At 34.5% G+C, this 12135-nt stretch carries 9 protein-coding genes and 1 pseudogene; 4 read left to right on the forward strand and 6 right to left on the reverse strand.

What is annotated here, in order from left to right:
* Positions 1-3: 3 nt before the first annotated feature.
* Entirely contained in the window at positions 4-240 is a 237-nt protein-coding gene (locus A9G28_RS14165) for a YhdT family protein (protein WP_065580333.1), read from the reverse strand.
* 174 nt (positions 241-414) lie between these two features.
* Here A9G28_RS14165 and ilvC point away from each other — a divergent pair, with 174 nt between their 5' ends.
* Together ilvC and A9G28_RS08105 are read left to right on the forward strand one after the other, a co-directional pair.
* The gene (ilvC, locus tag A9G28_RS08100; RefSeq protein ID WP_065568130.1) at positions 415-1893 is read left to right on the forward strand and encodes a ketol-acid reductoisomerase; all 1479 of its coding nucleotides are present in this window, start codon (positions 415-417) and stop codon (positions 1891-1893) included.
* 293 nt (positions 1894-2186) lie between these two features.
* Positions 2187-2747, forward strand: a complete 561-nt coding sequence (locus tag A9G28_RS08105) for a cell division protein ZapC (protein WP_065580334.1) — start codon at positions 2187-2189, stop codon at positions 2745-2747.
* Between the two features lie 465 nt (positions 2748-3212).
* Here the strand turns inward: A9G28_RS08105 and A9G28_RS08110 are convergent, their stop codons facing one another.
* From A9G28_RS08110 to greB, 3 genes are all read right to left on the reverse strand, one after another.
* Positions 3213-3479, reverse strand: a complete 267-nt coding sequence (locus A9G28_RS08110; RefSeq protein WP_065580335.1) for a hypothetical protein — start codon at positions 3477-3479, stop codon at positions 3213-3215.
* Between the two features lie 221 nt (positions 3480-3700).
* The gene (locus A9G28_RS08115) at positions 3701-4792 is read right to left on the reverse strand and encodes a YcbX family protein (protein ID WP_065580336.1); all 1092 of its coding nucleotides are present in this window, start codon (positions 4790-4792) and stop codon (positions 3701-3703) included.
* Between the two features lie 125 nt (positions 4793-4917).
* Positions 4918-5403, reverse strand: coding sequence for a transcription elongation factor GreB (gene greB / locus A9G28_RS08120; RefSeq protein ID WP_065580337.1), 486 nt, complete (start codon positions 5401-5403; stop codon positions 4918-4920).
* Positions 5404-5695: 292 nt separating this feature from the next.
* Here greB and A9G28_RS08125 point away from each other — a divergent pair, with 292 nt between their 5' ends.
* Positions 5696-7132, forward strand: a complete 1437-nt coding sequence (locus A9G28_RS08125) for a hypothetical protein (protein ID WP_065580338.1) — start codon at positions 5696-5698, stop codon at positions 7130-7132.
* Between the two features lie 161 nt (positions 7133-7293).
* Positions 7294-9463 (forward strand): annotated as a pseudogene (locus A9G28_RS08130) (Tex family protein); the annotation flags it as partial.
* Positions 9464-9746: 283 nt separating this feature from the next.
* Here A9G28_RS08130 and A9G28_RS08135 read toward each other — a convergent pair.
* Together A9G28_RS08135 and A9G28_RS08140 are read right to left on the reverse strand one after the other, a co-directional pair.
* Complete coding sequence (locus A9G28_RS08135; protein ID WP_065568123.1) at positions 9747-10613, reverse strand: YjjW family glycine radical enzyme activase; 867 nt, start codon at positions 10611-10613, stop codon at positions 9747-9749.
* A complete protein-coding gene (locus A9G28_RS08140; protein WP_442903046.1) occupies positions 10588-12135 on the reverse strand; it encodes a YjjI family glycine radical enzyme in 1548 nt (515 codons plus the stop codon). Before A9G28_RS08140 ends, A9G28_RS08135 begins: the two co-directional genes overlap by 26 nt.

Genomic DNA, 12135 nt, shown 5'->3' on the forward strand with positions numbered 1-12135 from the left:
TAATCACTTAGTTTGTTCTAACGAGATATTTTTGAATTGAAATTTTACAACTACCCAACACAGCAATATAAAACCTAAAGGTACCATAATGCAAGATAGTTCAAACCACAATGGGAGTCCTAAAAAACCTAGTTTATTGCTAACGCAGTAAGCACAAACAACCCAGCTAAGAAGATAAATAAAAGTTAATAATAACGATAGGTTAGCTTCTTTATTTGCTTGCTTATATCGAGCATCCATATTGATTTATTGGTGAATTAAAGGTGGCTTAGATTAAAAGAAAGTACTTAACTTAGCAAGTTTATTGCAATTTATGCAATATAATTTTTTAAATATATCAATTTCAGCAATAACAAAAGTAATATATAGTGTTTGATAAATTGATTATGAATAATTCAACTCATGGAGAGAATAATGTCAAATTATTTTAATACACTAAATTTACGTGAAAAATTAGAACAACTAGGTCAATGCCGTTTTATGGCTCGCAATGAATTTGCGTCGGAAGCTGATTTTCTAAAAGGTAAGAAAATTGTAATTGTTGGTTGTGGTGCTCAGGGACTGAACCAAGGTCTTAATATGCGTGACTCGGGTTTAGATATTGCTTATACATTACGTAAAGAGGCTATTGCTGAAAAGCGTGCATCATGGAAAAAAGCAACCGAGAATGGTTTTAAAGTTGGCAGTTACGAAGAGTTAATTCCTACAGCAGATCTTGTTATTAACTTGACACCAGACAAACAGCATTCAGCTGTTGTACAAGCTATCCAACCATTGATGAAACAAGGTGCAACGTTAGGTTATTCACACGGTTTTAATATTGTAGAGGTTGGGGAAAAGATTCGACCCGATATCACTGTTGTAATGGTAGCACCTAAATGCCCAGGCACAGAAGTGCGTGAAGAGTATAAACGTGGCTTTGGAGTGCCTACACTTATTGCTGTTCACCCAGAAAACGATCCAAAAGGTGAGGGGTTAGCTATTGCTAAAGCATGGGCAGCAGCAACTGGTGGGCATCGAGCGGGTGTTCTACAGTCATCGTTTGTCGCTGAAGTTAAGTCAGATTTAATGGGAGAGCAAACCATTCTTTGCGGCATGTTACAAACAGGATCATTACTTTGTTTTGATAAATTAGTGTCAGATGGTGTTGATCCAGCTTATGCATGTAAATTACTCCAATTTGGTTGGGAAACGATCACTGAAGCCTTAAAACAAGGGGGTATTACTTTAATGATGGATCGTTTATCAAACCCAGCTAAATTAAGAGCAAATGCTTTAGCAAAAGAATTAAAAGTGATCATGACCGATCTTTATCGTAAACATATGGATGATATTATTTCTGGCGAGTTTTCATCAACGATGATGAAAGACTGGGCTAACGATGATGTTAACCTGCTTAAATGGCGTAAAGAAACTGGCGAAACCGCATTTGAAAAAGCCGCTGAATATCAAGGTAAAATTGACGAGCAAGCTTATTTTGATCAAGGCGTTGTTATGGTCGCGATGGTTAAAGCTGGTGTTGAACTTGCGTTCGAAACTATGCTTGAATCTGGTATTTTACCTGAATCAGCTTATTATGAATCATTACATGAGTTACCACTTATTGCTAATACTATTGCGCGTAAGCGTTTGTATGAAATGAATGTCGTCATTTCAGATACAGCTGAGTATGGTAACTATCTGTTTGCTAATGCAGCGGTACCATTGCTAAGAGAGAAATTTATGCCAATGTTGCAATCTGGTGATCTTGGTAAAGCGATTCCAGAAGGCCGTGTTGATAATGCTTATTTACGTGATGTAAATGATGAAATTCGCAATCATCCAATCGAAATTATTGGGCGAAAACTGCGTAGCTATATGACAGATATGAAACGTATTAATGTTGCAAGCTAAACTATGTTATCCCAGAATAGAAAGGTGTTCAAAAGCACCTTTTCTATTTAAAATTTATGCTTTAAAGTTTATTGTAAAAACTATTCAGGAAATAGCGGATCTGAGTATAGAATAAATAGATTAAAAACGCTCAAAATTAGATCATCTTTATTTTAATGATTTAAATAGATATTTAAAGTTTTTAAAAATTATATAATTAAATAATTTTTATTTTAGCTTTTTATTTATTTTTTTTTTAAGTTATGTTATCTTTTTGAGTAAATTTAGTTCAATTATAAGAGGATAACATATTAATGAAATTGGCTTTTCGACCAACTGATTGTTGGCGATGGTATTTTGATAGTGAATATGATAGTTTGATGCTTGAAGTTTCATCTGAAATGTTATTCCGTTCTTGTTATCCAAGTAAGATATTAATTCCTGATGTTTTTTGTGAGTTTCCATTTTCAGTTAGTGATGCAACATTTTATTATCAATTTCATGATAGGTGTCAGTTGCTTAATTTGACTGATTCGCAAAAAATTGAATTATCAATTAATGCTATTGTGGCGGCTAATTTTTTAAAACCGCAGATGCCCAAAAGTTGGTATTTTTCTCAACAACCTATGTTTTATAAACCGAAAGTTGCTGATATTGTAGAAGTGAACTTACAAGAAACAAGCCAAAAAGTTTATTTATTAGTCGTTGAAGCTAGCGAAAATGCATCTCTTTGCATTATTGCTCAACCAACGTTTATCGCTATGAACAAAACTTTCTATTTTTCAGAAGCGATTAAAGTGATGAATGATAGATTAAAGCCTATACAATACGATACAGCACAGCATCCAGAATATTTGAAATTAGAAGCCATTTAATAAAATTAAAACCGCGCTTTATCATTAAACCGTATAATCTCGTCGTTCGAGGCGAGGATTTAAATAATCTAGCATGAAAAACAAGGCATCTTAGGGCAATTCTTACTTATAATGTAAAGAATTGCAGTTTCTTGGTGGTCTTGATCTGCTGCCAATTTAAGATAATGTAGTCCTATTCTCTTTAATCTCGGTGGATCAACAAGTTTCGCTCCGTAAATTTTAATAAATATCTTTTTTAAGTCGTAATTTATATCTAAGTTTATTAAATAATAAGGCTATTTTAAGTAATAGCTCGAGATCTTTATCGATACAATATGAATAGTAATTGATTGCTTTAAATAGCTTATCTGAATCTTCATATCATTTTGCTATGTCTGCGGTGGCTTTAACATTAGGATTAGTTCTGTCAAATTGATGAAATAATGAATATATCTTATTTTTTTCTGGCTGTTTTAACTGTTGTTGCTACAAATTGCATGCACCAGATGATTTTATTGCGCAAGCACGTTCAAAATACTCCATTGCTTTATTGAATCGTTCATCATCACCATAATAAAAGCTAAGTTGTAATGTAGTTAAAACATCATTAGAAATTAAAGTGTTGCAACCAAATTTGTTATAATTACTCTCTGGATCGCTTTCTTCGCCATAACCTGATTGAGGATCATAATATAAAGTAAAATTTTTTTCTTTCGTTATGACAAAACCGTAAAGTTTTTTAACTTGTTGCAATTTTTAGATGAAAGTCTATTGGCCAACTTAGCATAAGTTGTTCTAATTTTTTAATACTAGTTAAATTATTCTGATCTGAATTTGATTCTGTATTATTTTGTTTATTTTTATTCTTTTAAAAAAATTCGTCACGATACTAAAATCATTAGTTGAAAATACAGTAGATCAAAATATAAGAGCCAAAACAAACAGACTTATTTTTTGAATCATTAATACTAACTTTACTCGATTACGATATCACCCATTGGCACACAACTACAGGCTAAAATTCGATTATTCCGTTTTATCGCTGACTGAGTCAGTGATTTGACTTTCCCTTTTTTCAAAAACACTAAGCAACGCCCACATATGCCAGTACGGCAAGAATAAGGTAGAGCTATTCCATTTTGTTCTAACTGTTCTAAAATAGTTTGCTTATCATTCGCTTGAATAGTTTTATTTCCCAAAGTGATGGTACAAGGTTGTATTTCACTTTTTATTTCTGATGGAAAGGTTTTAATGTAATTTTTGGCAAGTTGTCGCTCTAATACTTCGACTTTATCGTGAACAGAGATGGTTCCGTGATTACGAGCAATCATATTCATGCCAAAATCGATTTGGCCTTGTTCATCAGATCTAAAATAACGTAATGTTTTAAGTGGTTCACCATTGTTTAATGGGTTTGCACAATTGATATCAATAGTTGTTAACGCACAGCGAGCACAAGGTTTTACAATATCAAAAATCACTTTGCCAATTTTGATTGTTTTCCAACCATCTTCTGCGAAAGGTAGCGCGCCTTGAATGATAATATTACTGCGAAATTGCCTAATATCTAATTTTTCTGGACATTCCTGTTGTAAATAATCAAATGAAGCTTTATTTAATAACAAGTAAGGATATCTATCAGCAAAACTAACAGGTACTTGAGGGTAACGTTTTGTTCGACGTGATAATTGATGCCCAAGCCAACGTAATTGGACGTCTTTTTGAAGAATTTGGCTGAAAAATTGATTCACTCTTATAGGGGCAATGTGCGAAGTGAAATGATTATCCCAAACTTCTGTCTTTTCCTGAGAGTTTGAAAATTCATCTAGGTTAAGTCTGATAGTTGTCATTGATGGATGAGAAATATGTACTTCGTTCCCTATGATAATGGCACTTGTTTTTAGCAGTTGTGGATATTCTCTTGCAGTAATAAAGGTTCCATCAGGTTCGCTAATCATCAAAATACGATCATGCTCAAAGCCACCTTCAGCAGTATTTACTTTAGTAAGTTTTATACCTTGAATTGATTTGATTGGATAGATATATAATTGATTGATGGATATCATAATGCCTTAGATAATATTATAAATATTGTTATGATTATATACTTTATTGCTTATACATTACAGACAATAGACTATCGAGTTATAGATTATAAAAAACGAATTGTTTTTTATTTAAAGCACGCTATTTAAGAGACCAATTCGGTATAACTAATCGTTACAATGTAATAAAATGCTTTGCCATTTGGTGTCATAACAGTGATTTCATCATCAATTTTATGCCCTATTAGCGCTCTTGCTACAGGGCTGTTAATCGATATCCAATTTTTTTTAGGATCAAACTCATCGGCTCCCACAATACGATAAATATGTAGATTTTCTTTTTCATCTTCTAATTTTACCCATGCACCAAAAAATACCCTGCCTTCTTGCTTTGGATTAGGATCGACAATTGTCAGTGATTCTAATCGTTTAGTTAGAAAACGAACTCGCCTATCGATTTCCCTCAACCTTCGTTTGCCATAGATGTATTCGGCGTTCTCGCTGCGATCGCCAAGGGCTGCTGCATCAGATACTGCTTGAGTAACTTTAGGTCTTTCTTCTTTCCACAAATATTTTAATTCGTGTTCGAGCGCTAAATAGCCTTCTCTTGTTATGTAATTTGCTATTCGCATAATTTAACGTCCTTTCGTTTTTATTTTGTGTATTTTAGTGTTTAATTGAGTGTTTAATACGCATTACAATTATTTTTATTGTTTTTCTTTTGTTATTTTTGATTTAAATTGTACTGCAAGGATAAAAATAAAGTTTTATCATGGTTTTTCGTTTTTTTCTTTCTGTTAATGATAAATGGTTTACCTAATAATTATATTAAGTTATGTGCACTACATAAATAGGTTTAATTCAACAATCATTGAAATTCAATAACAGATTTTATATAACTTGAAATTATTATTAGGTATTAATATGGCTACACGGTACCAATTAGCTTTTAACTTAGTTTTTTTTGTAAGTTTTTTCTCAACAGAGTCTTTAGCATTATCGGCTGTTACCACTAATGTTATTGAAGGACACAGCCCTCGCTTTATTACTTCGATTGAAAATAGTATTGAATCGAATGCTGAATTTGATTATTTTGGTGTTACCTATGATGGAAAAACTTATTTTAATACAAATGATTTAGATTCTGCACTAGGCATTAATATTGCGACTAAAACTCCAGTGAGTTTGAAATTATCCTCTGCAATCAAACAACCGCAAAATACAGATGTAATAGATGTTGATGGTGATGGTGATATTTCTTTATCAGAAGATACAGCCCATCCTCTTTCTCTAGTATGGTATTATGAAGATTCAGATAACAATGAGGTTAAATTAACAGCAGCTCAGACAACAACGACATTTAGTACATTATTGAAAAATGGTATTTACCCATATATTAAAGTAAGTGGCTCTGTTTCTTTGAATACAAAGTATGGTGTGCCAAACTCTCAGAATTACCCAGATAATAAGATAGCCATAACTAAGACTCCTTATCGAAGATTTCATATCAAAATAGGTGGCGAAGCAATTAAATATGCCAGCCCAAATATGTCTTATGCTGGTGGAGGCTATACCTATGGCGATAAAAGCATTTTTGACCCAACAACTAACAATGGTCATGTACCACAATCTGATTATTTAGATAATTTCCCATCAACAGGTGCAAATGGGCTTTATTTCTATTTAGTGACCAATGGGATAGATAATTCATTAGATACAACAACATGGGCGGTAAAAACATCAAATGTTGATGATAGTTCGCTTAATGCAATTACCGCAAGCATAGAAAAAACAGAAGCTCCAAGCTCAAAAGGATTCAAAGTTTATGATAACAAGAATATGGTGCTTGTCACGTTAAAAGGTCCTGACTCATCAAGTAAAGGTGAAGATAAAGCTACAGCACCAACAGCCAACTTACCTGTTGATATTGAATTAATTGGCACAACAAAACAGGGTGTAAAGCTCATTTATAAATTTAGAATAACGCAGTGGTTTATTAATCGAGGGGATTTTGTTGCTTGGCCTGCTCAGCAAAAAGAGTGGTGTGAAGGGTTAGGCAATTATCGACAAGCAAATGTTAGGGATTTGAGTAATGCTAGGTTAAATAGTTTAAGTGATAATTTTCATCCTCATCATAATTATAAAAGAGCTGTTCACCAAGGATTGCTTACTGAATGGGGAGCAATGGCGTATTTTTCAGGGGCTAATTTTTATAATCAAACTTATGGTTGGACGAGTGGAATTTCACCAAGTAATAGCAATGTTATTTATGTAAATATGAATACTGGAGCATTGTATGATAATAAAGTGACGACTAAGGAACCAAGTTATGATTATTATGGGATATGTGTTGCTAAATAAAATGGTGAGTTTAATTATCAGTTTTATTTAATATTCTTTTACGCAATAAAAATTAATGATAAGTCGTGCTATTTTTAGATAACTGATCAAATTCGTTAAATTGCAACAAAAACGAAGATAGGTATATAATTACCGCATGTTAAAAAATAGATAAAATAACCATGATTAATAAACAAATTAGCCATATTATAGCTAGTGAGCTGACGGTAAAACCAGAGCAAGTTTTAGCTGCAATCCAATTATTGGATGAAGGTAGTACCGTTCCATTTATTGCCCGTTATCGAAAAGAGGTGACAGGAGGCCTTGATGATACTCAATTACGCACTTTAGATAGCCGATTGAGCTATTTACGTGAACTTGAAGATCGCAAACAAACGATTTTAAAGTCAATTGAAGAACAAGGTAAATTAACACCAGAATTAAGCCAAAGTATCATACAAACGTTAAGTAAAACCGAACTTGAAGATCTTTATTTGCCTTATAAACCTAAGCGTCGTACTCGTGGTCAAATAGCTATTGAAGCGGGTCTTGAACCATTAGCTAATGACTTATGGCAAAACCCAATACTTGATCCTGAAATTGAAGCGGAAAAGTATATCAATTCGGACAAAGGTATTGCGGATACTAAATCTGCATTAGATGGCGCACGCTATATCTTAATGGAGCGATTTGCTGAAGATGCAGCATTACTGGCAAAAGTACGGCATTATCTTTGGAATAATGCGCATTTAGTTTCACAAGTGGTTAGAGGCAAAGAAGAAGAGGGCGCAAAATTTCGAGATTATTTTGCACAAAGTGAACTTATTTCAAAAGTGCCGTCTCATCGAGCTTTAGCGATGTTTCGCGGTCGAAATGAAGGCTTTTTACAACTTTCAATTAATGCTGATCCTCAATATGAAGAAGCACCAAAAGAAAGTTATTGTGAACAAATTATTACTGAGCATTTAGCGATACATTTCAATAATGATCCTGCTGACAAATGGCGTAAAGCTGTTATTAATTGGACATGGCGTATTAAAATTTTAATGCACATGGAAACCGAACTTATGACGACCCTACGTGAACGCGCTGAAGAAGAAGCGATTAACGTATTTGCCGCTAACTTGCATGACATGTTAATGGCTGCACCAGCGGGTATGAAAGTTACGATGGGGATGGATCCTGGATTAAGAACAGGGGTTAAAATTGCGGTTGTTGATGCGACAGGTAAATTAGTCGCAACTGAAACAATCTACCCACACACAGGGCAGGCCGATAAAGCCGCTATGCTAGTTGTAGCGCTTTGTATTAAATACCAAGTCGAATTAGTTGCTATTGGCAATGGTACTGCATCGCGCGAAACAGAACGCTTTTATCTTGATGTTCAAAAAAAATATCCAGAAGTTAAAGGGCAAAAGGTCATTGTTAGCGAAGCTGGAGCATCAGTTTATTCTGCATCTGAGCTTGCAGCACAAGAGTTCCCTGATCTTGATGTGTCGATCCGTGGTGCGGTATCAATTGCAAGGCGCTTACAAGATCCATTAGCCGAACTTGTTAAAATTGATCCTAAATCAATTGGCGTTGGTCAATACCAGCATGATGTCAGCCAAACGCAGCTTGCTAAAAAACTTGATGCCGTGGTTGAAGATGGTGTAAATGCGGTTGGTGTGAATTTGAATACTGCTTCGATGATGTTACTTGCGCGTATTGCTGGGCTTAATAAAGTTATTGCCAAAAATATCATTGATTGGCGTAATGAAAATGGTCAATTCACTGATCGTAAACAATTATTAAAAGTACCGCGTTTAGGCCCTAAAGCCTTTGAACAATGCGCTGGTTTTCTAAGAATTATGGATGGTAAAAACCCACTTGATGCATCAGCGGTTCATCCAGAGGCTTATCCTGTTGTTGAGCGAATTTTAGAAAAAAATCATAAATCTTTAAAAGAAATTTTAGGTGATACAAATTACTTAAAATCCCTTAAAGCGATAGATTATGTGGATGACCATTTTGGCGTTCCAACCGTCACAGATATTATTAAAGAGCTAGATAAACCAGGGCGAGATCCAAGACCTGAATTTAAAACAGCTCAGTTTGCAGATGATATCGAAACAATGGAAGATCTAAAACTGGGTATGATTATGGAAGGTACAGTAACTAATGTTACTAATTTTGGCGCATTTGTTGATATTGGCGTACACCAAGATGGCTTGGTACATATTTCAGCATTGTCAAACAAATTTGTTGATGATCCAAGAACTGTTGTAAAAGCTGGTGATATTGTTAAAGTGAAAGTGATTGAAGTAGATATTCCTCGCAAACGTATCGCTTTAACCATGCGTCTTGATGATCCTGCTTCATTAACTAAACAGGAAGATAATCGATCTTCTAAAAGTCGCTCACATACTAGCAAACAAAATAATACGCCATCATTAGGCAACAGCGCGATGGGGAACGCATTTGCTGCAGCGTTTAAAAAAGGCAAATAATAAGTTATCACATGCTAGTAAATATTTCTTGTAATACATCACAATAAATTGAGTCAAACAAAATAATAAAGAGGCTGGGGGGAAGCTCCCCACCTCTATAACGTATATTTAATTTATCCGTTATTACTCAATTTCAGCAAAATAGATTATAAATATACAGATGGTAAGGTAATTTTATTTAACCCATTTTGTTCTAATTGTTCTGCAAAAAGTTCGACTTGCTGTTTAGTGGCTACAGACCATGTTTTAGCGATACCGTGCACTCCATGATTATGAAATGCATTAATTCTTATTCGAATATTAGGATCCAAATCCATTAAAAATTCAGCAATGTTTTTAGCATTGTCTTGTAGATCGGTTTGTTTTGGAATAATTAAAAATCTTACTTCATATAATTTATTTATCTGTGAAAGATATTTAATCGTCTCTTTTACGCGTAAATTATCCCGACCTGTTAGCTTTTTATGAACATCACTATTCCAAGCTTTAAGGTCGATCATCGCACCATCCATTACGTTTTCTACTTTTTGCCAACCTGTTTTCACTAAGTAACCATTGCTATCAATAAAGCAGGTAAGGTGCTTTAAATCCTCGGCTTGTTTAACAGCATGAAAAAGCCTTTCAATAAAAGGTAACTGTAATGTCGCTTCGCCACCACTAATGGTAATACCATTCAAAAAAGGCAAGTATTTACGGATCTCAAGTAAAACATCTTCAACACTATATTGATAGGTCATTGGAGTAGAACTGTGACGACAAGTATTAATACATGTATCACATTGCTCACATTGTGAAGATTGCCAGATAACTTTATTATTGATAAATGTTAACGCTTGATGGGGACAAGTTGCCACACAATCACCACAATCCTTACACGGCGAAATAGTATAAGGGTTGTGGCAATTTAAACACTTAAAATTACAGCCTTGTAAAAAGATGACTAACCGGTTTCCCGGTCCGTCAACACAAGAAAAGGGTAACAGTTTATTAATGATTGCCCATGGCTTGTTCATGGCTGATTACTCGAGGTGTGCGGCATAAGTAACTCTTGTTGTCAGGCGCTTCCGCTGCTTCGCTACCTAAAAATGTCGTATTAATCCGCGATCCTTCTTGTTTATATTTTTTGATATCCGATAGTCTTACCATATAGCCAGTTACTCGCACAAGATCATTACCACTGATATTAGCCGTAAATTCACGGAAACCAAATTTAAATGCGGCTTTACAAATTTGTACTAATGCTAATGGATTATTTTTTATCGTTTCATCAATCGTTAAAATATCACTAATGCCAGAGGTGTAATATTTATGGTGTTTAAATAATGCCATAATATGTGTAACAGGATCAGGTTCATGCCCATAAGGTATGCGTAAACCAGGGGTGGCATCTCTATCGGAACTGATGCCCGATTGCGCATGTAACATCGCCTTTCCTTTCCAAGCGTAGTTAACCTTATGATTATCAACAAACTCAGCAAGTTGTTTAGAAATTGCTGAAGCTAGCTCATTGGCCTCTTCGTTTTTACCATAACATCCTGCCAATCCTGATTTTTCTTGTAAAATATTAACCGCTTCTGCCATCGCATAAATACCAAACATGGGTGCGAATCGAGTTGCGTCAATTAATCCTTCATTAACTAAAAAACTATTGCTAAAAAAGTTAGATTTTTCAAAAAGAAATGCTGATCTTGCTTGAATTAAATTCATCTGTAATTGGCAGTAGTGCGGAAGAACATGTTTTAAAAAATCATCAATATCTTGACTACGTAATGCTACTTCTTTCAAATTAATTCTGGATAATGTGCTCCCACCACCAGCAACAGGCAGTGAGTTATAACAGCTCACCACACCGTAGCCTTTTTCATCAAAATCTTTTTTAATCATCATATTATTAGCAATATGGGGTTTTGCTGTTTCGCAAATATTCTCAATTGCTGTATTGAGTAACGATTCTGGCGTGATATCTTCATCATAAATAAACGTTAGATTCGGAGCAACTTGTTTAAGTTCGCGATCAACACGTAAAATAACGCGGCAGATCACATTATCTGTTGGCCCAATATTGGCATGCATGAATGCATCTGGTAAATTACGATCAAGCATAATCCAAAAGCGCTTTAATCGCTCATAAACTTCATTTTCTGTTAGATTGCCAACATAAGGGAGTAATATTTGATCTAAACAGCCTAAATAAACAGGCATACCAGTTACAGAAGGAACGTGATGATAAATGATGGTAAGCATATTTAATGCATCATCAAATGTTTTTGCTGGCTCAAGTTCTAGCCATTTTGAACCTTGCTTTAAAAATTTAGCATAATCAGGTAGCACATAGCGGGGCTTATAGGGCGCATGACCTTCATACATATCGCAAATCACACGTTCATCTAAAGCATGTCGGGTTTCACTATCTAGATTTACATAAGGTAAATTATTTTCTGCTGCAAGTGCAAGTAAATGGGATTTTTGTTTAGGTGATAGATTAGGATCAGTCACTATATTATAACAATTTAGTTGAAATTCTGTCATGTTCAT

It is taken from the genome of Gilliamella sp. Fer1-1 (genome assembly GCF_001690825.1).
In the GTDB taxonomy this organism is placed as follows: Bacteria; Pseudomonadota; Gammaproteobacteria; order Enterobacterales; family Orbaceae; genus Gilliamella; species Gilliamella apicola_C.